At 60.8% G+C, this 23,526-nt stretch carries 19 protein-coding genes and 1 pseudogene; 18 read left to right on the forward strand and 2 right to left on the reverse strand.

Going from position 1 to position 23,526, the window contains the following annotated elements; translation table 11 throughout:
* Positions 1 to 64 precede the first annotated feature (64 nt).
* From CDI09_RS07160 to CDI09_RS07210, 11 genes are all read left to right on the forward strand, one after another.
* Positions 65 to 1,666, forward strand: a complete 1,602-nt coding sequence (locus CDI09_RS07160) for an FGGY-family carbohydrate kinase (RefSeq protein WP_078527350.1) — start codon at positions 65 to 67, stop codon at positions 1,664 to 1,666.
* On the forward strand, positions 1,663 to 3,369 hold the full coding sequence (locus tag CDI09_RS07165; RefSeq protein ID WP_078527352.1) for a glycerol-3-phosphate dehydrogenase/oxidase: 1,707 nt from the start codon (positions 1,663 to 1,665) through the stop codon (positions 3,367 to 3,369). The genes CDI09_RS07160 and CDI09_RS07165 overlap by 4 nt, the downstream gene beginning before the upstream one ends.
* Positions 3,370 to 3,372: 3 nt before the next feature.
* Positions 3,373 to 4,371: a hypothetical protein gene (locus CDI09_RS07170; protein WP_078527353.1), complete on the forward strand. Its 999-nt coding sequence runs from the start codon at positions 3,373 to 3,375 to the stop codon at positions 4,369 to 4,371.
* Positions 4,372 to 4,565: 194 nt separating this feature from the next.
* The gene (locus CDI09_RS07175) at positions 4,566 to 5,348 is read left to right on the forward strand and encodes a triose-phosphate isomerase (protein WP_078527355.1); all 783 of its coding nucleotides are present in this window, start codon (positions 4,566 to 4,568) and stop codon (positions 5,346 to 5,348) included.
* Positions 5,326 to 6,144, forward strand: coding sequence for a DeoR/GlpR family DNA-binding transcription regulator (locus CDI09_RS07180; RefSeq protein WP_078527356.1), 819 nt, complete (start codon positions 5,326 to 5,328; stop codon positions 6,142 to 6,144). The genes CDI09_RS07175 and CDI09_RS07180 overlap by 23 nt, the downstream gene beginning before the upstream one ends.
* 34 nt (positions 6,145 to 6,178) lie before the next feature.
* A complete protein-coding gene (gene derI, locus CDI09_RS07185) occupies positions 6,179 to 6,661 on the forward strand; it encodes a D-erythrulose-4-phosphate isomerase (RefSeq protein ID WP_078527358.1) in 483 nt (160 codons plus the stop codon).
* A 52-nt stretch (positions 6,662 to 6,713) separates the two neighbouring features.
* Positions 6,714 to 7,634, forward strand: coding sequence for a substrate-binding domain-containing protein (locus CDI09_RS07190; RefSeq protein ID WP_078527360.1), 921 nt, complete (start codon positions 6,714 to 6,716; stop codon positions 7,632 to 7,634).
* Between the two features lie 29 nt (positions 7,635 to 7,663).
* Positions 7,664 to 9,169, forward strand: a complete 1,506-nt coding sequence (locus tag CDI09_RS07195) for a sugar ABC transporter ATP-binding protein (RefSeq protein WP_078527362.1) — start codon at positions 7,664 to 7,666, stop codon at positions 9,167 to 9,169.
* Positions 9,159 to 10,175, forward strand: coding sequence for an ABC transporter permease (locus CDI09_RS07200; RefSeq protein WP_078527364.1), 1,017 nt, complete (start codon positions 9,159 to 9,161; stop codon positions 10,173 to 10,175). Before CDI09_RS07195 ends, CDI09_RS07200 begins: the two co-directional genes overlap by 11 nt.
* Positions 10,176 to 10,219: 44 nt before the next feature.
* Positions 10,220 to 12,010, forward strand: a complete 1,791-nt coding sequence (locus CDI09_RS07205) for a dihydroxyacetone kinase family protein (RefSeq protein WP_078527366.1) — start codon at positions 10,220 to 10,222, stop codon at positions 12,008 to 12,010.
* A gap of 121 nt (positions 12,011 to 12,131) precedes the next feature.
* Positions 12,132 to 13,601 carry an FAD-dependent monooxygenase gene (locus tag CDI09_RS07210; protein ID WP_078528208.1) on the forward strand — a complete coding sequence of 490 codons (1,470 nt, stop codon included), beginning with the start codon at positions 12,132 to 12,134 and terminating at the stop codon, positions 13,599 to 13,601.
* 299 nt (positions 13,602 to 13,900) lie between these two features.
* On the opposite strand, the gene CDI09_RS07215 is transcribed toward CDI09_RS07210, so the two are convergent.
* The gene (locus tag CDI09_RS07215) at positions 13,901 to 14,596 is read right to left on the reverse strand and encodes an RBBP9/YdeN family alpha/beta hydrolase (RefSeq protein WP_236944526.1); all 696 of its coding nucleotides are present in this window, start codon (positions 14,594 to 14,596) and stop codon (positions 13,901 to 13,903) included.
* A 467-nt stretch (positions 14,597 to 15,063) separates the two neighbouring features.
* Here CDI09_RS07215 and CDI09_RS07220 point away from each other — a divergent pair, with 467 nt between their 5' ends.
* The 3 genes and pseudogenes from CDI09_RS07220 (at position 15,064) to CDI09_RS07225 (ending at position 17,226) form a co-directional block, all read left to right on the forward strand.
* A complete protein-coding gene (locus CDI09_RS07220; protein ID WP_078527369.1) occupies positions 15,064 to 15,267 on the forward strand; it encodes a hypothetical protein in 204 nt (67 codons plus the stop codon).
* 158 nt (positions 15,268 to 15,425) lie between these two features.
* Positions 15,426 to 15,530 (forward strand): annotated as a pseudogene (locus CDI09_RS18955) (IS481 family transposase); the annotation flags it as partial.
* 169 nt (positions 15,531 to 15,699) lie between these two features.
* Complete coding sequence (locus CDI09_RS07225; protein WP_205836624.1) at positions 15,700 to 17,226, forward strand: MDR family MFS transporter; 1,527 nt, start codon at positions 15,700 to 15,702, stop codon at positions 17,224 to 17,226.
* Positions 17,227 to 17,320: 94 nt separating this feature from the next.
* Here CDI09_RS07225 and CDI09_RS07230 read toward each other — a convergent pair whose 3' ends face one another.
* The gene (locus CDI09_RS07230) at positions 17,321 to 18,262 is read right to left on the reverse strand and encodes a LysR family transcriptional regulator (protein WP_236944527.1); all 942 of its coding nucleotides are present in this window, start codon (positions 18,260 to 18,262) and stop codon (positions 17,321 to 17,323) included.
* A gap of 109 nt (positions 18,263 to 18,371) precedes the next feature.
* Between CDI09_RS07230 and CDI09_RS07235 the strand changes: the two genes are divergently transcribed.
* Genes CDI09_RS07235 through CDI09_RS07250 form a run of 4 tightly spaced genes read left to right on the forward strand, consistent with a single transcriptional unit; the run spans position 18,372 to position 23,526 of the window.
* A complete protein-coding gene (locus CDI09_RS07235) occupies positions 18,372 to 19,631 on the forward strand; it encodes a sarcosine oxidase subunit beta family protein (protein ID WP_078527374.1) in 1,260 nt (419 codons plus the stop codon).
* A 7-nt stretch (positions 19,632 to 19,638) separates the two neighbouring features.
* Positions 19,639 to 19,902, forward strand: a complete 264-nt coding sequence (locus tag CDI09_RS07240; RefSeq protein WP_078527376.1) for a sarcosine oxidase subunit delta — start codon at positions 19,639 to 19,641, stop codon at positions 19,900 to 19,902.
* Positions 19,903 to 19,958: 56 nt separating this feature from the next.
* Positions 19,959 to 22,952 (forward strand): sarcosine oxidase subunit alpha family protein, encoded by a 2,994-nt coding sequence (locus CDI09_RS07245; protein ID WP_205836728.1) that lies wholly within the window; start codon positions 19,959 to 19,961, stop codon positions 22,950 to 22,952.
* Entirely contained in the window at positions 22,945 to 23,526 is a 582-nt protein-coding gene (locus CDI09_RS07250) for a sarcosine oxidase subunit gamma (protein WP_078527377.1), read from the forward strand. The genes CDI09_RS07245 and CDI09_RS07250 overlap by 8 nt, the downstream gene beginning before the upstream one ends.

A 23,526-nucleotide genomic window follows, 5' to 3' on the forward strand; every position in this document is an offset into this window, starting at 1 on the left:
TTATATATGTTATATATAACATAGTGAATCCATCACCCTTTTGCTGGATATCGGGAGGTCAGGGATGCGCCGGGACTTCATCATCGGAATAGACTGTGGTTCGACCACGACCAAGGCGGTCATTTTCACCCCTCAGGGCCTGATCGTGGGAACGGGGCGCAGCCGCGTGGCACAGCATATGGAGCGCCCGCACCATGTCGAACGCGACATGGGCGAGGTATGGCAGGGCGTGGCCGGGACCATCCGCATGGCGCTGGATGATGCGGGGCTGGATGGTCAGGCCATTGCCGCGGTGGGCGTAACGGCGCATGGCGATGGGGTGTTCCTGCTGGACCGCATGGGCAACCCGCTGGGGCGCGGGATCATGTCGCTCGACAGTCGCGCAACGGGCCTGCATGACAGGTGGCGCGAGCGCGGGGTGCTGGACCAGCTTGTGCCGCTGGCGGGGCAACGGCCTTATGCCTATTCCGCCAATACCCTGCTGGCATGGATCCGTGCACATGAGCCCGAGCGTTATCATGCCATCGGGGCCATCCTGTTTGCCAAGGACTGGATCCGGCTGTGCCTGACGGGGGAGGTCGCAACAGACATAACCGAGGCCAGCACGGCCTTTACCGATCTGCATACGCAGCAGTACAGCACCGCCATTCTGGATATCCTGGGGCTGGAAGGCATGCATGACTGCCTGCCGACCATGCTGGATTCCTGCGCACGCGCGGGGACGGTTACGGCCAGTGCCGCTGCGGCAACGGGCCTGCTTGCGGGCACGCCGGTTTCAGCCGGGTTGCATGACGTAACGGCCGCCGCCGTTGGCATGGGCCATACACAGCCGGGCGACATGTCGCTTACAGCGGGCACATTTTCCATAAACGAGGTTTTCCGCGACAGGCCTGTCACCGGAGAGGGGTGGGCCTGCCGCGCAGGTTACCGTCGGGGATTGTGGAACTGCATGGCGATCTCGCCCGCGTCGTCCAGCAATCTGGAATGGATGGCGCGTCTGCTCCTGCCCGGCAACGGGGATGCCACGACGACACTGATGCATGAGGTAGAGGAACGCCTGACCGCCGTCCGTCAGGCGCGAACGGTCCCTCTTTTCCATCCTTTCCTGTTCGGCTCCCCTTATGCGGCGCCTGCCAGCGCATCGTTTTTTGGCGTACAGTCCTGGCATGACCGGACCGATCTGCTGCAGGCGATGGTGGAAGGCATGGTGTTCAACCATCGCATGCATGTCAGCGCCCTGTGCCAGACGGGACCGGTGGCGCGCGTGGGCATATCCGGTGGCGGCAGCGGCCAGCCTGCAATCGCGCAACTGTTTGCGGATGTGCTGGACAGGCCGGTTGATGTCTCCTCCGTGCGGGAGGCAGGCGCACTGGGCGCCGCCCTGACCGGGGCGGTGGCGGTTGGCATGCAGCCGGATCTTGAACGGGCGGTGGCGGGGCTGAACGTATTGCTGCGGACCTATGACCCGCAACCGGCGCAGGTAGCGGCGTATGACGGCATATATCACCGTTACGTGGAGCTGGCGCAGGCCATGTGCCCGTTCTGGCGTGCACTGTATGATACGTCACCCCCGGCACCATCACACCCGGAGGCTGTATCCGGGGCGCATCCCGCCCTGCATCTGCGTGCTCATCATGCGACAGCCATGGGTGGGATTCCCTCATGAATACCGCCCAGTCGCCCGTGCAAGACTATGATGTCATCATCATCGGCGCCGGGATCAATGGCGTGGGGCTGATGCGTGAACTGGCCGTGCAGGGCGCGCGTGTGCTGCTGGTGGACCGGGCGGATATCTGCAGTGGTACCTCCAGCGCCCCATCGCGCCTGATCCATGGCGGACTCAAATACCTTGAAACCGGGGAGTTCCGCCTGGTCGCGCAATCCACGCTGGAGCGTAACCTGCTGCTGCGCAATGCGCCGCATGTTGTCCATCCATTACCCACCACCGTGCCGGTCCGGTCATGGTTTGGCGGGATCGTGCCTTCCGTGCGGCGCTTCCTGCGGCTGGGCGGAAAAATGACCGACCGGGGCGCGCTTGTGCTTGAACTTGGCCTGCAGATCTATGATTTTCTTGGTCGGCATGCCCGCGTCATGCCCCGGCACCGCCTGTTTTCAGGGGCGCGGACCCGTGCGCGCTGGCCACATATGAGCCGCACCGTCATGGCCTGCGCGCAGTATTATGACGCGGCGATCAGCCAGCCTGAACGGCTGGGCTATGAATGCGTGCATGATGCATTGCGCGCACAGGAGGGATGTCGTGTCGCGACCTATACCCGCGTTGAATCCTTTCACGATGGCATCGTGGCGCTGCATGACCTGTCACGCGGGCAGTCATGGCAGGCACGGGCTCCCGTCGTGGTCAATGCGGGCGGTGCATGGATCGATCAGGTCAATGCTGCCCTTGGCGTGTCCACCCGTTATATCGGCGGCACAAAGGGGGCGCACCTGGTGCTGCGCCATGACGGGCTTTTGCATGAACTCGATGGGAACATGGTGTATTTCGGCACGCCAGATGGGCGTATCTGCCTGGCCTATCCCTTTCTGGGCCATGTGCTGGTAGGGTCAACCGATATTCCTGTCTCCGATCCCGACGCGGCCGTCTGCACCGATGCGGAACAGTCCTACATGCTCGATATGCTGGGCGCCCTGTTCCCCGGTTTCCTGTTTGATGCATCCGATGTGATCTACCGGTACAGTGGCGTGCGGCCCCTGCCAGCCAGTAACGCGTCTGACCCCGGCGCGATCAGCCGTGACCATATCGTGCATGAAGACCGGTTGGGACCGGTCGCGCTGTTTTCCCTGGTGGGTGGGAAATGGACAACGTTTCGCGGCCTGGCGGAGGAAGTGGCGGATACCATCCTGCCCCGTCTGGGCCGGGTGCGGCAGGTTTCCACCCGGTTACTGCCAATCGGGGGAGGACGCGGTTATCCCCGCCCCACGGATCTGGATGCCCATATTGACCGTTTTGCCGCAACCAGCACCATTCCGCGTGAACGCGCGCGCGTGCTGTTTGACCGGTACGGCACGCTGGCGGTGGAAATCGCGCGGTTCTGCGCTCTTGGGCCTGATGCACCCCTGAATTGCCTGCCGTCCTATACCCGCCGGGAAATCATGTTCATCGCACGCAATGAACAGGTCCGGCATGTCGCGGATATTCTCTATCGCCGCACCACCATTGCCATGTCCGGCGCGTTAACGCCTGACGTCACGCACGAAGTGGCGGGCATCACGGGCGAAACCCTTGGGTGGGATGCCGACAAAATCCAGCGTCAGGCCCGTGATGCCTGGCAGGAAGCCGAGACCCGACATCATCTCGCCGCCCGCGAGAATGCCCCCAGATTCATGCAGCCCGAACCGATCGGAGCCTGAACAATGAACCGCTATGAAACCAAGATTGCCCGCATGGCCGCCGGGACCGACACGCGCGCCGACTTTATCCTGGCCGATGCGAAGGATGCCGACATGGCGGCAGGCATCAGCGCCATGGGGCGCAACCGCACCATGGGCGGCCTGTCGCCCTATCGCGGCCGGGATGAATATCTGGATGATATCCGCGCGATGCTGGAACTCGATGTGGTCGATATCATGCTGGTCTCAGCCTCCACCCTGGAAACGCTGGTGCACGAAGGCGCTTTTAACAACAGCCGCGTGCAGCCCGCGATCCGTGCCAATGATACCACCGACCTGTGGCGCGGGCGGGGCAGCCCCTATACCACCCAGCGCTCCGTGCCTTTTCGCAGCGCATCACTGGCCGGTGCGCAGACCAGGCTCGGCCTGTATTCCATGACCTTCAATGGCAATGCGGAACACGATGCCCATGCGCTGGAATGCTTCCGCCGTTTTCGCGAGGATGCGCGGGAGCATGGTTTTTCCTATTTCCTTGAAGTATTCAACCCCAATGAAGGGCGAATTGCGCAACCGGACCGCGGTGTCTTCCTCAATGACATGATTATCCGCGCCCTTGCTGGCCTGCGGCAGGCGGAGCGGCCGGAATTCCTGAAAATTCCCTTTAATGGCGCGACCGCGCTGACCGAACTGTGTGCATTCGATCCACGCATGGTGGTGGGGATCATGGGGGGCGGCAGCGGCACGACGCGCGACTGTCTTGAACTGCTGCACCAGGCCCAGAGCTGTGGGGCGCGGGCGGCCCTGTTCGGGCGCAAGATTGTCGATGCCGATGACCCGCTGCTGCTGGTGCAGGCCATGCGGCATGTGACGGATGGCAACCTTCCGCCAGATGAAGCCACCTGTTTCTATCATGATGCCCTGGCCCGCAAGGGACGGCGTGCCGAACGCCCGCTGGGCGCTGACCGCTGCATTACCGATGGCGTGCTGCTCGATGGTCCGGTCAGCATGGGCATCATGGGCTGACAGCGACATTTACCCTATACTTTATGTTCTTGAATTTTATTTTGGAACGATAGGGTATTATTTCATATATTTCTTCTGATCATGAGAACGTGAACACTCCTGTGCAGGCGGCGGCGCAACAATAACGCCACCAATGATATATATATCATGTAAACTGTTATGTATGTGCATCCTGCCAGATATGGAGACCCGTGATGCATTCCAGGCCGTTATGGATTGGTACCAGCTGGAAAATGAACAAGGGGCCAGCCGCCGCTATCGAGGCCGCGCGCGCCCTGGCCGCCTTTCATCCGCCTGCGGGGGTGCAACCTTTTGTCATCCCGCCCTTTACATCGCTGAAAGATGTCTGCGCCATTCTGGATGGCACATCCGTACTTGTGGGGGCGCAGAACACCCATTGGGAGGATGAAGGGGCATGGACGGGAGAAATCTCGCCCGTCATGCTGGCTGAATGTGGTGCAGCCCTGGTGGAAATCGGCCATTCCGAACGCCGCGCCCATTTTGGTGAAACGGACTGGACCATCAACCTGAAGGTCCATGCCGTCTTGCGCCACGGCATGCGCCCGCTGGTGTGTATCGGGGATACGGCGCAGGAACATGCGTTTGGCGTGACGGATGATGTGCTGGCCCGTCAACTGCGCATTGCATTGCACGGCGTTCCGCCCGCCCGTCTGGCGCAGGTACTGGTGGCGTATGAACCGGTCTGGGCCATCGGGGCAGGGGGGCATGCGGCGGATGCCGCGTTTGTGGCCAGTGCCCATGCGCGGCTGCGCGCAGTGCTGGTACAGATCGCGGGGGAGGAAATCGGGCACGAAATACCGCTGCTGTATGGCGGCAGCGTTACACGCGCCAATGCCTCCGGCTACGTGCGGCTTGCCAATGTAGATGGTGTCTTTATTGGTCGCGCGGCATGGAGTGTTGCTGATTTCAGGCAGATTATCGGGAGTGTGGCACATGAACATGTTGCATCTGGCTGAAACCGGCGCCGTCGCCACGCGCAGGCGCGCCATGGTCGATTATGTCATGAACCGTGGCAATGTGGAGATTGATGAACTGGTCACGCGGTTTGCAACCAGCCGCATGACCATCCATCGTGACCTGCAGGCGCTGTCGGCACAGGGGTTGCTGCGCCGGGTGCATGGCGGGGTGACAGCCCTGCCCAACGGCATTGCCGAGAGCAGCATGCTGTACCGCAGGCGCCGCGCCATGCGTGAAAAGAAGGCCATGGCGGCCATGGCTGCCAGTATGATCGTGCCTGGTGATGTCATCGCGCTGGATGATTCGACCACCGCGTGTTGCATGGTGGATCATCTGGCCACGATGGGCGGGGTGACGGTGGTGACCAACAGCCTTGGCATTGCTTCCACCCTGGCGGGCATGCCCTCTATCAGCCTTATGGCGCTGGGGGGACGTTACCATCCCATCTTCGATGCGTTTTTCGGGCTGATGTGCGAACAGGCGATCGGGGCATTGCGGGTGAATACCCTGTTTATGTCCGTATCCGCCGTTCATGGCGTGAACGCCTATCACCAGGAGCAGGAAATCGTAAAAGCCAAGCACGCGCTCATGCGTAGCGCGGACCGGCGTGTGCTGATGGCTGACAGCACGAAGTTTGGCAGCAATGCACTGAACCGACTGGCGGACCTGTCCGAATTCGATGTGGTGATAACCGATGATGGTCTTGATCCCGCAATACGTGACAGCCTGCTGGATCATGGCGTTACACTGCAGATGGCATGTCTATGTGCCAGTAATGCCGTAACGCCTGAATAAAAACATACTCCATTACCCAAATGGGAGAAAAACGATGCGTATAGCCATTGGTGGCGATAGCGCCGGTAACGGTATGGCGGGCATGCTTGCGCAGTACCTCAGGGACCGTGGAGAGCACGACGTGTGCGACATGTCCGCCCCCCCCGGCGGTGGCAGCGAACTGTATGCCAGCCTGAGCGAGCGGGTGGGGCAGGCCATCATGTCAGGGGAGTTCGACCGGGGCATCCTGTGCTGCGGCACCGGGATCGGGGTATGCATTTCGGCCAACAAGATACCCGGCATCCGCGCGGCCCTGACCCATGACACCTATTCCGCCGAACGGGCGGCCCTGTCCAACAACGCCCACATCATTACCATGGGTGCGCGTGTCATCGGGCCGGAGGTCGCCAAGAGCATCGTGAATGCGTGGCTGGCCTGTTCGTTTGACCCGCAGGGGCCTTCGGCGCGCAATGTGGCGGGTATCGATGCGCTGGGCGAGAAATATGCCCACGCGGAGCCAGCCGTTACGACCTGCTGAATGCTGGCTGCAGGTGCAGCCGGATGAGCGGTAAAGCGAAAGAACAATAAAAATGAAAACAGCTTTTCTTCTTGCCACAGCACTGGCGCTTGCGCCCATGGCGGCGCGGGCGGCAGATGATCACGCACCGCTGCGTTTCGTGCTGATTCCCAAGACGGTTCACCCATGGTTTGACAAGGTGAATACCGGCGCCCAGGCGGCGGCAGACCTGCTGGGAAAAACGACGGGGCGCAAGGTGGAAATTGAATACCGCGCGCCTGAAACCGCCGATGTATCCTCACAGAACGATATCATCGAACGCGCGATCGCAACCCATCCCGACGGGCTGATCCTCGACATGCTGGATGAAAAGGGCAACCACGCCACCATGCTCGAGGCCGTGGATGAAAAGGTGCCCATGACGGTGTTTGACTCCCTTCCGCCCGAAGGGATGGACATCACGGCAGTGGGGGCCGATTTCTGTGAACAGGGCACGATCGCGGCCCAGCGCCTTGCAGGGCTGATCGGGGAAAAGGGGGAGGTCGCGATCATGATCGGCGTGCCGACCGCCCCCAACCATACCCGGCGCGCGGAATGCGAACGCGCGGCGTTTGCCAGGTATCCGCAGATCAGGGTGGTCGCGACCGGTATTGATAACGACAGTATCGAAACCGCGCAGAAACAGGCTTCCGCCATCATGCAGGCCCATCCCGATCTTGCCGGATGGGTGGCGTGCGATGCAGCCGGCCCGGTCGGCATCGGTCAGGCCATCCGTGAAAGCGGGCGCACGGGCAAGGTCAAGGAAGTGGGCCTGGATAACCTGAACGACATGATCCAGCTCATCCGTGACGGGGTGGCGGATTCATCGGCCTCCAGCCGCCCCGAAATGCAGGGCTACTGGGCGGTCATCGCCGCATGGCAGCGCGCACTGGGCCAGAAGACGCCCAAATACATAGATACCGGCATAGATGTCCTGACCAAGAAGAACATCTGATTTTTCCGGATAGTGATGGAGTAACGACCATGACGGTTCTCCACGTTTCATCCCTGCGCAAGACCTATCCCGGCGTTGTGGCGCTGGACCATGTTGACCTGACGCTGGAAGCGGGGAAGGTCCATATCCTCGCCGGGGAAAATGGCGCGGGAAAATCCACGCTGATCAAGGTGCTGACCGGCCTCGTGAGCCCCGATGCGGGCAGCGTGGAAATAGAGGGCCATGACGCGCTGGCCGATCGCGCCCTGTTTGCCCGCGTGGCGTATGTGCCGCAGGAACTCAGCCTGTTCCCCACCATGACGGTTGCGGAAAACATGTTCATGCCCTTCGCCAAATCCGGTTTCGGGCGCATGACCGTATCACGCACGGCAATGGAAGCGGCAGCGCAGAAGCTCATGACCCGCTTTGGCATGCATGCCCGGCCGGGGCAGAAGGTGGGCCATATCAGCGTGCCCGACCAGCAGCTCCTGCAGATTGCACGTGCGGCCAGCGCCGAGGATTTCCGGGTGCTGATCCTTGATGAACCCACGTCCTCGCTCACATCGAGCGAGACGGAACACCTGTTTTCCATCCTGCGCACGCTGCGCGATGAAGGCTGCGCGATCGTGTTCGTCTCGCACCGGATGGAGGAGATTTTCGCGCTGGGGGATACGGTAACCGTGCTGCGCAACGGGCGCAGCGTGGGCACCTGCCCCATGGCGGAACTCGATGAAGGCGAACTGATCCGCCTCATGTCCGGCAATAGCGTGCAGCTTGATGAAAGCTTCCAGCCCGGCGTCGCGTCGGGCACACAGGATGTCATCGTCGATGTGGCGCATCTGTCCGGTCCCGGCTTTACCGATGCCTCCTTTACCCTGCGCCGGGGCGAAATTCTCGGCTTTGCCGGGCTGGTGGGGGCGGGGCGATCCGAACTCATGCAGACCATGTTTGGCTATCACCGCGCAACGGCAGGCCGGTGCGTGCTGGATGGGCATGAGATCCCGCGCGGCAGGCCGGACAGGGCCGTGGCGATGGGCATGCTCTACCTGCCTGAGGAGAGGCGGCACCATGGCATTTTTCCGCTGCTGAGCGTGCGCGAGAATATTGCCGTGTCCGTCATGGACCAGATCATGGGCGGTGGCGTCATTTCATCCGGCCGGGAACGGCGTGTGGTGGCCGATGCCATCGAGCGCTTCGATGTGCGCACGTCATCGGCGGAAAAAAAGATCATGTATCTGTCGGGTGGCAACCAGCAAAAGGCGATCATCGGCCGCGCCATGGCGCGCAGGCCGCGTGTGCTGATCTTTGATGAGCCGACCAAGGGCATCGACATCGGCACAAAGTTCCAGATCTACCGCATCATGCAGCAACTGGCGGAAGAGGGGGTGGGAATCATCCTCGTCTCCTCCGAAATGGCGGAGCTGCAACGCTGCGCCACCCGCATCATCACCATGCATGCCGGGCGGATCACCGGTTCGTTCGACCAGGCCACGACCGACATCAATACACTTGTGGGCGCGATTATCGGCGCGCCGGAGGTTCGTCATGTCGCTTGAAACCACATTCCCCACCACACCGCCCACCCCGCCGCGCCTGCCGCCCCTGCGCAGGCTGGCCGCACGCTGCATGAGCAGCCCGCTCGGTGGCGTCATTGCGGCCCTTGTCCTGATCTTTGGCGCGTCATGCCTGCTGTCGCCGCATTTCCTGACCGGCTTCAACATGATGATTATGGCCCGCGCGCTGGCCTTTATCGGGCTGGTCACGATCGGGCAGTCGATCCTCATGATCCTTGGAGAACTCGACCTGTCGGTCGGGGCGATTGGCGGGCTGGCCGGTATTACGGGCGGCATGCTGATGGTGCAGGCGGGGCTGAACCCGTGGCTGTCGCTGGTACTGTGCCTGCTGCTCGGAACTGTCTGCGGCATGTTCAATGGCGTGCTGATTACCCAGTTGCGGCTGCATTCGCTGGTGCTGACCATCGGTATGGCTGGCGTGTACGGCGGCGCGATCCTGGTGGCGACCAAGGGGGTGGCCATTACCGGCGTGCCCGTTGACATTTCCTTCCTGGGCCGTGGGCTGGTTTATGGCGTGCCGGTGCCTTTCCTCATCCTGCTCGCCTGCCTTGGGGTGGTGGCCTTTGTCATGGTGCGCACGCCGGTCGGGCGGTACGTCTATGCCATTGGCAGCAATCCTGAAGCCGCCCGCATGCTCGGCCTGCGGGTGGACGCCATCCGTATCGCCGCTTTCGCCACGGCGGGCTTCCTGTCAGCCCTTGCGGGGATTCTTATGGTGGCGCGGCTGGGCACGGCGCAGCCCTCCATTGGCGATACATGGGTGCTGGCCCCCATCGCGGCTGCCGTCATTGGCGGTGTTGCGACCACGGGGGGGCTGGGCAGCCCGGTGGGGGCGGTTCTGGGTGCCGTCATCATCGGCATGATCGAGAACATCATCGTGCTGTTTGGCATCTCGCCTTACTGGCAGTCGGTGGTCAGCGGCGGAATTGTGGTGCTGGCCATCTCCTTTGATTCCCTGGCGCGTCGCTACCTGCACCGTGAGGCATGAAGGCGCGGTTGCGACGTTTTCCCGTTAGCTGAGGATATATGCAAATGACCAGAATTTGCGGCAATGCATCCGAATTCGCCCACTCCGCCCTGCATGGCTACAGTCTTGTTTACCGTGACATCGTGCGCATGGTGCGCGGCGGGGTCGTACGCGCAAAGGCAGGCCGGGCGGGCAAGGTGGCGGTGGTTGTGGGGGGTGGTTCAGGCCATTACCCTGCCTTTAACGGCTATGTCGGCACCGGCTTTGCCGATGCGGCGGTGGCGGGGGATATCTTTGCCTCGCCATCCACGCAGGCCATCTATTCCGTGGCGCGCAGGGCCGAGCGGGGCGGCGGCGTGATCCTGGGTTTCGGAAACTATGCGGGCGACGTGCTGAACTTCGGCATCGCGGCGGAGCGCCTGCGCCGTGAAGGGATCGATACCCGCCTGCTGGCCACGACCGATGACGTGGCCAGCGCCGAGGTGGGCGACATGGCGCGCAGGCGCGGCATTGCAGGCGACATGACCGTGTTCCGGATTGTGGGGGCTGCGGCCGAAGAAGGGCTGGACCTTGATGCGGTCGAGGAAGTGGGGCGGCGCGCCAATAGCCAGACCCGCACCTTTGGCGTGGCGTTTGAAGGCTGCACCCTGCCCGGGGAGGCCGACCTGCTGTTCCATGTGCCCAGAAACCGCATGGCGCTTGGGCTTGGCGTGCATGGTGAACCGGGCATAGATGAACAGGACATTCCGCCACCCGCGCAACTGGCGCATGTGCTGTTTGACCGTATTCTGGCGGAACTGCCCGATGGCGCGCCCCGGCGGGTTGCGATCGTGCTCAACGGGCTGGGCAGCACCAAGCATGAGGAACTGTTTGTGCTGTGGGAGGCGCTCGCCCCCCTGCTGGCGCAGGCGGGCCTGACCGTCATTGCCCCGCTGGTGGGGGAATATGTGACCAGTCTTGATATGGCAGGCTGTTCCCTGACCATGACGTGGCTGGATGAGGAACTGGAGCGCTACTGGCGTGCGCCGGTCGAGACGGCAGCCCTGCGCCATGCGGGCATTATGGGTGAACCTGACACCACCGGCAGCGTGATGGAGGAAGCCCCCCCTGTGGTTCATGCCCCGGCCGGAACCCCGGCTGGCCGACGTGGTGGCCTGTGCGTGGCGGAAACCATGACGCGGCTGGCGCAGGCGCTGGCCGGGGCGGAGGGTGAACTGGGCCGTATTGATGCCGTGGCCGGGGATGGCGATCACGGGCAGGGCATGGCCCGCGGGTCGGCGGCCGCCCGTCAGGCCGCCCGTCAGGCCGCGCAGGCCCGTGCCGGGGCCGCGACCGTGCTGGCGGCGGCGGCAGATGCATGGGCCGACCGTGCGGGTGGCACATCAGGCGCATTGTGGGGTGAGGGCCTGCGTGCCTTCAGCACGGCGCTGGATGATGTATCCGTGCCTGATGCGCGGCAACTGGTTCACGGCGCCCGGTGCGCCATGGAACGTGTCATGCAACTGGGGCGGGCGCAGGTTGGCGACAAGACGCTCATGGACGCGCTGGTTCCCTTTGTTGAAACGCTGGAACGTGAGTGCGACCATGGGTGCGCCCTGTCCGGCGCGTGGCAGGTGGCGGCGGATGCGGCGCAGAAGGCTGCGGACGCCACGCGTGACTTGCTGCCGCGCATGGGGCGCGCCCGCACCCATGGCACGCGCAGCCTGGGCCACCCTGATGCCGGGGCCCTGTCGCTGGCGCTGTGCCTGCGCGTGGTGGGGGAAGGGCTACCCCTGATCGAGCCGGCATCTGTATCGATGCTGCCCATGGAGCATATGAGCGGGGAAAAACCGGTTCTGGACGAATTTCGTTCCTGACCCCCTGCCTGCCCTTGTGCATCCATGCATTGGGGCAGGCAGGCACAGTCAGGGTATGGCTGGCGTTAACGGGGGCATCTGTCTGTATGGCGGGACAGCTTTCTTCCTTCGGATAAAAACCATGTCGAAGCCCGTTCTCGTTATCGGTGCGGGGCCTGTCGGCCTGACCATGGCCGCCGAACTGGCCCGGTATGGTACGTCTGTCAGAATTATCGACAGGCTGCCGACCCGCACTACCGAGTCCCGTGCCCTGGCCATCTGGCCCCGGACACTGGAACTGCTTGACGCAGCGGGTTGCGCGGATGCGTTTATGGCCACCGGGCTCCGTGCAAACGCTGTCAGCATTCACGCTGGCAACAGGGTAATTGCCCGGATTCCGTTCGGGGCGATCGCTTCTCCCTTCAGTTACCTGCTGATGATTCCGCAATCGGAAACCGAGCGGTTGCTAGAAGAACATCTCAAAACTTCAGGTCATACTGTCGAGCGCGAGACCGAACTGACGGACTTTGTTGACAGGGATGACGGAGTTTCATGCACGCTCATGCATGCGGGCGGCAGGATCGAGACGCTGGAAGCCGCGTGGCTTGTCGGGTGCGATGGTGCGCATTCCTTTGTTCGCGGCAGACTGGGCCTGGCATTCGAGGGAGACACGCTGCCCATGGGCTTTGTCATCGCTGACGTGCATGTGACAGGCCTTGCGATCCCGCCTGACGAACCGGCGATTTTCTGGCACCCGGACGGCGCTGTCATGTTCTTTCCGATAGCGCGGGGCCATTACCGTATCATCGCTGATCTGGGTCCGGTTCCATTGCATATGCCGGACCTTGGAGAAATGCAGGCCATTGTGGACCGGCGGGGGCCGGGCGGGGTCATCCTGTCCGATCCGGTTTGGCTGTCGGATTTCGGGGTCAACGAACGCAAGGTTCGGGATTACCGCAGGGGGCGCGTGTTTCTGGCTGGCGATGCGGCCCATATCCATAGCCCTGCCGGTGGCCAGGGCATGAACATGGGCATGCAGGATGCCTTCAATCTCGCCTGGAAGCTGGCGCTTGTGGAGCGGCAGGAAGCAGGACCATGCCTGCTGAACAGCTACAGTATCGAACGCAGCGGTGTTGCGCTGCAGATCTTGTCGGATTCCAGCCGTATGACCAGAATTGTCCTGCTCGGAAGCCATCTTGCACAGAGGGTGCGCAACTTTATTGTAAAGCAGGGTTTTCGCATTCCGTTGATGCGCCGTGCCATTGCCAGTCGGCTTTCCGGAATCCTGATCGACTACCCTGACAGCCCTCTCAACATGGGTTCAGCCCGGGGGCTGCATGGTCCCGGGCCGGGGCAGCGACTGATTGCACGGCAAGGTTCCGGGCAAGGTAATATGCCTCGCTTTATCCTTGCCGCCCGGGATAGTGCCGAAGCGCGGGCCATAATGGCGCGTCATGCATCCTTGCTGACGCCCGAAATGTGCCTGCCACCGGATGAAAACGGTATCTGGCTGGTGCGACCCGATGGCTATGTTGCGGCTGTTGCAAAAAGTAAGAACTGGACGGTCATCGATATGGCCCTGAACAGAATGGCGCCGAAACATCGATGCTGACGATGAAATTGAAATAAATTGATGGTAGCCGGCCATGATGCGAAACGGCCGGATCAGATTAAATTATGCCCGGAAAAAGAGCGGTGGCTGGCAGGCCCCCGAGACTGTTGACATTATTGGCCTACCATAGATCGAGCCGGTTGATTGTTCGATGACGGTGCGTTGCATTGGCCTTAAAAAGCAGATTCGGATGAACTTCTTCGATCAAAGGCACCCAGACGGAGCCGTCAGTATCAGAAAAGACAGACTGCACCATGCTTATGACAAATAACTGTGCACTTCGTTCGGTCGTTCATGGTTTAACAGGCCCCGGTTCCGGGCGGCAGGTTATCAGCAAATTGCGTCAAGGCTGACAGACCCGCACGCCACATGCCAACATTCGCAACGTTGCCAATATGTCCGAGTGTTCCTGCATTTACCAATTCTGCGTTCCACTGAGTGGCAAGGAAATGCGCCCTGAATAAAGATAACCACTCATCATTCTCACTGGCCATGATGAGAGCGGGAAAAGGCAGCGGTTTACCGGGCAGGGGGCCGAATGCATTTATGCGCGCGATGGCAGGGCCTTCATGCTGCTCGATATCAGCCGGTGCGACCAGAAAAGCCCCTGCAACTCCAGGCAGCCCTTCTTCAGCGGCTACACGTGCCACGAGTACGGCACCCAGACTGTGTGCAATAAGAATGGCACGCCGATGAACCTGCCGCATTGCAGATAATAAGCCCTGCTTCCATGCGGGGTAAAATGGGTGCATCCAGTCATCTTGCTGGACCCGATGCACGGATGCTCCGTGCTGCTGTAACAATATTTCCCAGCGGGACTGCCAGTGCCAGGAATTTGATCCATCCAGACCCGGTACGATGACGATATCATAATCGCCAAGTGCAGCCGCTGCTTTTCCACATAAGTCGATATCCTCGACTGACGTTTTCAAAAAACCGCATGTCGTCATGGGATCAGTTCTTGTACCGTATTGCGACATATTTGAAGAGGACATGGCATTTCCTGACGTATCAAGCGATGATGTTCTGGTTCCCATATAACGAAATAAGATAGTGGAATAAGATGCCGATAGATCAGCATCGACAATCCGACAAACGCCGCTTTCGATAGAAAATTTATTTCATAACAGATTGTTAGGATATCATCTTATACGATAATGGCGATCAGATCTCATAAAAACTAAAAAATATGTATTTTAATTATATAACTATGAAAAATTATATATAAGTTGACATACGATAGGAATCGTGTATGGTGTTGCACGTTCTCCCCTCAACCCATGACTAGAGTTCGGGATTAAGATTAGATGGTCCATGCCGTTGAACGAATGTGCCGCATGTGTCGATGTAGCATCGCATCCGCCACACAATCCGTGCTGGCAATCACCAGATAGAATGGTCGGCAGAATGACTGTCGGCCTTGGAACACGCATGAAAGCGTGCAGATAGGGACAGGATTTCTATGCTTGAGTCTCAGATTGTAGAAATTGACGGCACATTTCTTGGTGCCCTCATTTTGGAAGCGGACCGTAAAACCCGGCGCTTCTATGCCGCGCATGATAGTGTGCGCGATTTTCATAACTATACCGTCAGTGCAGCAGGTGACTTGATGAATCAGGTCGTCCGTCATTATCGTTGCGCACGAGCATATGCTGCGATCGGTTAGTCGTTGTGTAATAAGTCATATTTAAAAAGTAAATTTCGTTTATTTTTTATTATAAAAATGACTTTCTATCAGAAATTTTAAATTTTTCACTGTCATTCATGTAGTATAAATAACCTCTGCAGGTTAGGAAAAAAGCAATAGCGCACCAGACGCCATCCATAGACTTTTTCCATATTGATATTGCCGAAGTCCAGATGGTCGAAGAAAAGTTTTATCTTTTCGTTGCCATAAACCGGACAGGTGTCCTTGCGATGACGCAACTAACAGAAGAACGGCCTGCTATAATGTGGGGAGCTGGGCCGGGGCAGCCGCTTTAAGCCAGATTATGGATCGCGCCAAACTTGCTTTGCTACGATAACTGAAGCAACCGGGACCGCATGCGTTCGTCATAAACGACATGCGGTCCATTTTTTGTTATCACAGGATTCTTTCGTGCAGTTATCTTCCGTGCCAGAAATGGCATCTGCCTATAGCCCTTCGACACGCCGGCGTGTTTTCATCGGCCTTATCCTGACCATGATTATGGGCGCGCTCGACCAGAGCATCGTCTCGACCGCGTTACCCACCATCGTCAGCGACCTTGGTGGTCTTGCGCATATGTCCTGGGTCGTTACGGCGTTCATGCTGACCTCCACAATCGCCACACCAATCTATGGCAAACTCTCTGACATGTTCGGAAGGCGGCCATTGCTGGCGTTCAGCATCGGTTCGTTTCTCGGCGCCTCGCTCCTGTGTGGAATCGCGCAGGGCATGTGGGAACTGATTCTGTTCCGCGGTCTTCAGGGCGTGGGGGCAGGGGGGCTCATGACGCTGTCGCAGACGGTGATCGGTGATATGGTGCCGCCCCAGCAACGCGGCCGCTATCAGGGGCTGTTCACCGGAGCGTTTGCAGTCAGCAGTGTAACGGGACCGTTTCTGGGTGGTGTGCTGACAGGCGCGCTGTCCTGGCGATGGGTCTTTCTCGTCAATCTGCCAATCGGGCTTCTCGCATTCGGGCTGATCCTGCTGAGCCTGCCGGTTGGCCGGGCCGAGGCAAGGCCCAGCATCGACTATCCCGGCGCGGCTCTGCTGAGCGTTGCCACGGCGGGCTTCCTGCTGCTGTTCAACGCCGTTGGCACCACCCTGGCATGGACATCGCCGCTCACATTTCTCCTTCTCGGGGGCACCATGCTCCTGTTCGTGCTGTTCATCCGGCAGGAGCGACGTGCGCCGGAGCCGCTCATCAGTCTGGACCTGCTGCGTATCCCCACTTTTTCCGTATGCGTTGCAGCAACCGGGATCATGTCTTTCGCCATGCTGGGGTCGATGATTTTCCTGCCGCTTTATTATCAGCTCGTTCTCGGCGAGACGCCAGCGGCCTCTGGCCTGATGATGCTGCCACAGGTGGGCACGATGATGATCAGTTCGGTAATAGGCGGATACGTTTCGTCCAGAACGCAACGCTATGCGCTTTTGCTCTCCATCGGCGTTGGTATTGAATTCATGGCACTCACCCTCATCGCGGTCTGTGCTCATCATGGGGCGCCTGCTGTGTTTTTCCTGCTCAGCCTGGGGTGCCTCGGCGTGGGCATGGGAATTGGCATGCCCAATGCGACGGTCATGATCCAGAACGCCGTGCCAACGGGTTCACTCGGTATCGCCACGGCCATGATGTCCTTCATCCGCTCGCTCGGCGGCTCGCTTGGCGTGGCCCTCTCGGGCGGCGTGATGGCGCTGACCTTGCAGAACCGGCTTCAGGTGCTGCCAGAGAAGATCGACGTGTCCGAATTCCTGGAAAAAGGCATGGCCGCGATCCAGGCGCTTTCTCCTGCCACGCAGGAAGACGTAACGCAGGCCTATAAAGGCGCGATCAGCGCCAGCCTGAGCGTGAGCAGCAGCTTCATGTTCCTCGCGTTCGTGCTGATCGTCGGTCTGATGGTGCGTCAGGCCGTTTTGGGAAACAGGGCGGAAAACGAATAGGCACGGAAGCTGGCGTGGCTGTTATTGCCAATCAGCGGAGATGCATGTCTGCATTGGTCATCTCTGGTTGCAACACGTTGCTCAGTCCCTGCGGCTAGGATAGTACCGTCATGGATTGCGCAAATGCAGCAAAGCGCTGGTGCAGGACCGTACGGGTGTAATCTTGCAGCGATGTCCGCAACATCTGGGCAAAATCGAGCGGCAGGCGGCCAAATTCCCGTCGGCGCGCCACCAGGGTCAGGCGCCGTTTGATCCCCCCGGCCGGAAGGGGGTGGACGCAAAGGCCCTGGTCCGGCATGTAGCCCGCTTCGTGCAGGCAGAGCGGTGTTGAAATGGCAATGCCGCCATTGTGGCATCCGGCGAGCAGGCCGATGGGCAGGTCGTATTCCTGTCCCAGTGGCACATCAATCTGCATTCGGCGCAGGTAACGCTCGATCTCGGTGCCTGACCGGGATCGAAGCGTAAAGCGCACGAATGGATGTTGGGAACAGATCTCCCTCAGTTCTTCACGCGAGGAGGGAGGGGCGATGTCCGCGTTGCAGACAAGGAGGTAGGGTTCCTCAAAAAGCGGCCAGCGTTCCAGACCGGGCACGTCTTCAAGATCATCGACACCGACAATAAAATCGATCTGACGTGTCAGCAGGGCCTCGGCGTGGGATTCGGTCAGCCCGGCCAGAACAATCAGATGTTCCGCGCGTGTCTGCATGAAACGGGAAATATTCACCAGCAGCGCACGCGAGAGTGAATCGACCACGCCAATCCTGAGTTGCGAGACCCGGCCTGTCTGCATCTCACGCAGGCGCATGGCGATATGATGCATGTCAGAGACGAGGTTTGATGCGTACTGCCGCAGTACGGTGCCGGTGGCTGTCAGGGCCAGCGGGCGTACGCGCCGGTCAAACAGCATGGTGGCCGTTCTTGCTTCAAGGTCGGCAATGGTCTGCGATACTGCGGGCTGGGTTATGCCAAGACTGCGTGCGGCGGAGGCCATGCTGCCATTTTCACAAACCGCCAGGAACACGTTCAGTGCGGACATGTCGAATGGAAAGCTTGCAGGGGGCATGGGCACACCATAAGGAAAAATTATAATATCGCATTATTACGACAGCGCTACGTTCTCTCCATTAACGAGAAACGGAGATCGTATGTCCAGCGATCGTTATTCTTTTTTATCTGTTCTGCGCGAAGCGCTGCGTGGCCAGACCGGGTGGAAGCCCGCATGGCGTAAGGCGGACCCACAGGAGAGTTATGATGTCGTTATCGTTGGTGGTGGCGGCCATGGGCTTGCAACGGCGTATTACCTGGCCAGGCGCTACGGGATCAGGCGGGTTGCCGTTGTGGAAAAGTCATGGCTGGGCAATGGAAACATCGGGCGCAATACGACAATAGTACGGTCCAATTACCTGCTTGCAGGCAATGTACCTTTCTATGAATGTTCCATGAAGTTGTGGGAAGGTCTTGAACAGGATATCAACTACAACGCCATGGTCAGCCAGCGTGGCGTGCTGAACCTGTTCCATAACGACGGGCAGCGCAATGCCTATACCCGGCGTGGCAATGCCATGCGCCTGCACGGCGTGGATGCCCAACTGCTTGATGCAGCAGCCGTGCGCAGGAAACTGCCATTCCTTGATTTTGACAACGCGCGCTTCCCCATTCAGGGCGGGTTGCTGCAGCAGCGTGGCGGCACCGTGCGCCATGATGCCGTGGCATGGGGGTACGCACGCGCGGCGGACAGGCTGGGCGTGGATATTATTGAAAACTGCGAAGTAACCGGCATGCGCATCACGGATGGCCGTGTGGAGGGGGTCGAGACGACGCGTGGCTTCATCGGTGCGAAAAAGGTGGGGCTTGCCTGTGCGGGCAACTCATCGCGCGTTGCGGCGCTGGCCGGGCTGCGCCTGCCTATCGAGAGCCATGTATTGCAGGCTTTTGTCACCGAGGGGCTGAAGCCCTTTATCGATTGCGTTGTCACCTTCGGGGCCGGGCATTTCTATATCAGCCAGTCCGACAAGGGCGGGCTGGTTTTCGGAGGGGATATCGACGGCTACAACTCATACGCCCAGCGCGGCAACATGCCGGTTGTCGAGGACGTGTGCGAGGGAGGAATGGCCCTCATGCCCCGTATCGGCCGTGTCCGTATGTTGCGGCAGTGGGGGGGGCTTATGGACATGTCCATGGATGGAAGCCCGATCATTGACCGTACGCCGGTCGATCAACTCTATCTGAATGCGGGATGGTGTTACGGTGGCTTCAAGGCAACGCCGGCCTCGGGGCTGTGCTTTGCGCATCTTCTTGCACGCGATGAACCCCATCCGGTCGCCACGGCATACCGCCTCGACCGCTTTGCGCGGGGTGCTGTGATTGATGAAAAAGGCATGGGCGCACAACCCAATCTGCATTGAGGTAATCATGCGTATTCATTGCCCCTACTGCGGCACACGCGGTGTGGAAGAATTCACTTATCTTGGAGATGCCACCGTGCGCCGGCCCGATCCGGATGCACCGGAGGCGGCATGGGTGGATTACGTGTACCTGCGTGACAACCCCGCTGGGCCGCACCCGGAATACTGGTATCACGCCGCGGGCTGTCATGGCTGGCTGGTGGTCGTGCGTGACACGCGCACGCACGAAATCTTCAGTGTCCGGACAGCTTCAGGGGGTGCAGAGGCATGAATGATCTTTCCACATCGCCGATGTCCAGAACCGGTCACGCGGGGAAAACCCAACCCATGCGCCTGGCGCGGGGGAACGGTATCAATGGCGACACGACCATCCGTTTCACGTTTGATGGCCGTGTGCTCGAAGCGCATCCGGGCGATACGCTGGCCTCTGCGCTGCTTGCGAACGGCGTGCGCCTGGTCGGGCGCTCCTTCAAGTATCATCGCCCACGCGGTATTCTGTCTGCCGGGCCGGAAGAGCCGAACGCGCTGGTGGAACTGCGCGATGGCGCGCGGCGGGAACCCAATTCACGCGCCACGGTTACGGAAGTCTTCGATGGACTGGCCGCGACAAGCCAGAATCGCTGGCCCGGCCTGAAACATGACCTGCTTGGCGCCAACAGCCTTCTGGCGCCGGTGTTCAGTGCGGGGTTCTATTATAAAACCTTCATGTGGCCTGCATCCTTCTGGGAAAAGGTATACGAGCCTATCATCCGCCGTGCGGCAGGGCTGGGGCGTGCGGCGGATGACGCCGATCCGGATAGTTATGAAAAAGCCACCGCATTCTGCGATGTCCTTGTCGTGGGCAGTGGCCCTGCCGGTCTGGCGGCGGCGCGTGCGGCGGCAGGCACGGGCGCACGGGTCATTCTATGCGAGCAGGACAGCCTGACCGGCGGCAGGCTGCGGGCCGAGCAGACAGTGCTCGATGGCCGCCCCGGCTGGGAATGGGCGCAGGAGACCGAGCAGTATCTGCGTGCGCAGCCCGAAGTCCGCATCATGACCCGTACATGCGTTTTCGGGCGCTATGACGGCGGATGTTACGGTGCGCTCGAGCGTGTGGCTGACCATGTGGCGGTGCCGCAGGCCGGGCAGCCCCGCCAGCGGCTGTGGCGCATCGTGGCCGGGCAGTGCATTCTTGCCACGGGTGGCATCGAGCGCCCCATTGTCTTCCCCGACAATGATCGACCGGGCATCATGCTTGCCGGGGCGGTGCGCGCCTATGTCAACCGATTCGGGGTCGTGCCGGGGCATCAGGCGGTCATCTATGCCAATAATGACGATGGCCTGCGTACGGCAGTGGATCTGCATGATGCTGGCGCCAGCATTGCCGCCATTATTGATTCCCGCCTGCCATCTTCCACCGCAGCGCAGGTAACGGCCCGGCGGGTCGGCGCGCCCCTGTTTGCGGGCGGGGCCATTGTCAAGACATCCGGCCATACCGGCCTGAAAGCCGTGCAGGTTCGCGACAGCGCCGGGCAGACCCATCGGCTTGCCTGTGACCTGCTTGCGGTATCCGGAGGGTGGAACCCCGATATCGCCCTCGCCACCCACCACCGCATGCATCCTGTATATGATGAGGTGCTGAATGCATTCGTCGTCTCCAGCGTGCCGGCGGGGCTGCATATCGCTGGTTTCGCGGCGGGCAGCCTGACAACGGATGCGGCGCTGGCGCAGGGTGATGCGCTCGGGCGCACGGCAGCGCAGGCCGCAGGCTTTGATGCCGCTATCGGCCCCGCTCCGGCGCTGCCCCGTGCCGGGCAGGAGGAAGGTTATGCCATCGCGCCATTGTGGCATGCGCTTGACCGGGGGGCGGCGAAGCAGGCTGGCAGGGCGTTCATCGACTTCCAGAATGATGTCACGGCCAAGGATGTCAGCCTCGCCGCGCGTGAGGGGTTCTGGGCGGTCGAGCACCTCAAACGCTACACGACACTGGGCATGGCGACCGACCAGGGCAAGACGGCCAATGTGAATGCCCTGGCAATGATGGCATGGGAAAGGGGGCGCACCATTGCGCAGACCGGCACGACCATCGTGCGCCCGCCCGTGCAGCCATGTGCGATCGGGGCGCTGGCAGGCACGCATCGTGGGCGTCATTTCAAGCCGCACCGCCTGCCGCCCACGCATGACTGGGCAGTGGAGACGGGCTGTGTCCTGACATCCAACGGAATATGGCAGCGCGCGCAGTGGTATCCCCGTCCGGGTGAAACATCATGGCAGGAGACCGTCAACCGTGAGGTCAGGTCAGTACGCTCGAGCGTAGGGTTCTGTGATGTTACGACGTTGGGCAAGATCGATATCCAGGGTATCGACGCCGCAACGCTGCTTGAGCGTGTTTACGTCAATGCATGGCGCAAGCTGCCGGTGGGGCGGGCACGGTACGGGCTCATGCTCCGTGAGGATGGTTTTGCCTTTGACGATGGCACGACGGCCCGTCTGGGCGAAAACCATTATGTCATGACCACGACCACGGCAAATGCGGGCGCGGTGATGCGGCATCTGGAATTCTGCCATCAGTGCCTGTGGCCTGAACTCGATGTGCAGTTCATTTCCGTAACCGATGCATGGGCCCAGATTGCCGTGGCCGGGCCGCGTTCACGCGATGTGCTGCGTGAAATCATTGATGACTCCTTTGACCTTTCCAATGAAGCCTTCGGTTATATGGGGGCTGCGCATGTCCGGCTGCGTGGCGGCGTGGCCGGCCGACTGTTCCGGCTGTCCTTTTCGGGCGAACTGGCATACGAGATCGCGGTTCCCGCCCGGTATGGCGATGCGCTCGCGCGCCTGCTCATGCGGGTCGGGGCCCCTTATGGCATTACGCCTTATGGCACGGAAGCGCTTGGTGTGATGCGCATCGAAAAAGGGCATCCCGCCGGGCCCGAGCTGAATGGCCAGACAACCGCCCATGACCTGGGAATGGGGCGGATGCTTTCTGGCAGAAAGGACTTCATCGGGCGGGTCATGGCGCAGCGCGCCGCGCTGAGCGATGCCGCCCGGCCCACGCTGGTGGGGCTGAAGCCGGTCAATGCCGGTGATGCCCTTGTTGCAGGCGCTCACCTGCTGCCACGTGGCGCGCCGGCGAGTGCGGCGTCCGATCAGGGATGGATTTCCTCATCCGCGTGGTCGCCTACGGTTGAATCATGGATTGGCCTCGGTTTCCTGTGCCATGGCGCGCAGCGGCATGGGGAGATCATTGCCGTTCACAATCCGCTGGCAGGCACCGTGACCGAGGCGAGGGTGGTGCCGCCCGTCTTTGTCGATCCCGAAGGGAGCCGCCTGCATGCCTGATATCCTTTCGCCCTGTTCCCCCATCTCGACAGAGCCTTGCCGGGTCGGGGGGCTGACGCTTGCCCTCGCGCCGCCCGATGAGACGGTCAGCATCGGCGGGTTCAGGAATTCCCTGCCAGCCCTGCACGAAGCGGCCCTGCAGGCACTGGGCGCCAGCCTGCCGCAAACGCCCGGCACCGCCACCAGGGCGCAGGATCTTTCCATCCTGTGGGCCGGTCCGAACCAGTGGCTGGCCAGCGCACCATCGGGATCTGGGCTGATGGAAAAGCTGCAGGCTGCCTTCGGGGCGCATGCGGCCCTGACCGACCAGACCGACAGCCGCGTGACACTGACACTCTCGGGGCCATATGCGCATGTGATTGCAGCCAAGCTGGTCCCGATCGACCTGCATCCACGCTGTTTCGGGCTATCGAGCGTGGCGCTGACACTTGCGGGTCATATTCCGGTCATTGTGGTGCAGCGCGATCTGGAACCTTCTTACAACTTCATCGTCTTCCGCAGTCTGGTCCGCAGCCTGCATCATGACATTCTTGCCGCCATGCAGGGCGGCATTCCGAAATCGGAACAAAACTGA

Source organism: Komagataeibacter nataicola (genome assembly GCF_003207795.1).
In the GTDB taxonomy this organism is placed as follows: Bacteria; Pseudomonadota; Alphaproteobacteria; order Acetobacterales; family Acetobacteraceae; genus Komagataeibacter; species Komagataeibacter nataicola.

Excerpts from the sequence above, each read along its gene's own strand:
- CDI09_RS07230 (WP_236944527.1), bottom strand. The coding sequence starts at position 18,262 with ATGTCCGCACTGAACGTGTTCCTGGCGGTTTGTGAAAATGGCAGCATG.
- CDI09_RS07170 (WP_078527353.1), top strand. The coding sequence starts at position 3,373 with ATGAACCGCTATGAAACCAAGATTGCCCGCATGGCCGCCGGGACCGAC.
- CDI09_RS07205 (WP_078527366.1), top strand. The coding sequence starts at position 10,220 with ATGACCAGAATTTGCGGCAATGCATCCGAATTCGCCCACTCCGCCCTG.
- CDI09_RS07240 (WP_078527376.1), top strand. The coding sequence starts at position 19,639 with ATGCGTATTCATTGCCCCTACTGCGGCACACGCGGTGTGGAAGAATTC.
- CDI09_RS07220 (WP_078527369.1), top strand. The coding sequence starts at position 15,064 with ATGCTTGAGTCTCAGATTGTAGAAATTGACGGCACATTTCTTGGTGCC.
- CDI09_RS07245 (WP_205836728.1), top strand. The coding sequence starts at position 19,959 with ATGCGCCTGGCGCGGGGGAACGGTATCAATGGCGACACGACCATCCGT.
- CDI09_RS07250 (WP_078527377.1), top strand. The coding sequence starts at position 22,945 with ATGCCTGATATCCTTTCGCCCTGTTCCCCCATCTCGACAGAGCCTTGC.
- derI (WP_078527358.1), top strand. The coding sequence starts at position 6,179 with ATGCGTATAGCCATTGGTGGCGATAGCGCCGGTAACGGTATGGCGGGC.
- CDI09_RS07180 (WP_078527356.1), top strand. The coding sequence starts at position 5,326 with ATGAACATGTTGCATCTGGCTGAAACCGGCGCCGTCGCCACGCGCAGG.
- CDI09_RS07235 (WP_078527374.1), top strand. The coding sequence starts at position 18,372 with ATGTCCAGCGATCGTTATTCTTTTTTATCTGTTCTGCGCGAAGCGCTG.
- CDI09_RS07215 (WP_236944526.1), bottom strand. The coding sequence starts at position 14,596 with ATGTCCTCTTCAAATATGTCGCAATACGGTACAAGAACTGATCCCATG.
- CDI09_RS07190 (WP_078527360.1), top strand. The coding sequence starts at position 6,714 with ATGAAAACAGCTTTTCTTCTTGCCACAGCACTGGCGCTTGCGCCCATG.
- CDI09_RS07175 (WP_078527355.1), top strand. The coding sequence starts at position 4,566 with ATGCATTCCAGGCCGTTATGGATTGGTACCAGCTGGAAAATGAACAAG.
- CDI09_RS07210 (WP_078528208.1), top strand. The coding sequence starts at position 12,132 with ATGTCGAAGCCCGTTCTCGTTATCGGTGCGGGGCCTGTCGGCCTGACC.
- CDI09_RS07160 (WP_078527350.1), top strand. The coding sequence starts at position 65 with ATGCGCCGGGACTTCATCATCGGAATAGACTGTGGTTCGACCACGACC.
- CDI09_RS07195 (WP_078527362.1), top strand. The coding sequence starts at position 7,664 with ATGACGGTTCTCCACGTTTCATCCCTGCGCAAGACCTATCCCGGCGTT.
- CDI09_RS07200 (WP_078527364.1), top strand. The coding sequence starts at position 9,159 with ATGTCGCTTGAAACCACATTCCCCACCACACCGCCCACCCCGCCGCGC.
- CDI09_RS07165 (WP_078527352.1), top strand. The coding sequence starts at position 1,663 with ATGAATACCGCCCAGTCGCCCGTGCAAGACTATGATGTCATCATCATC.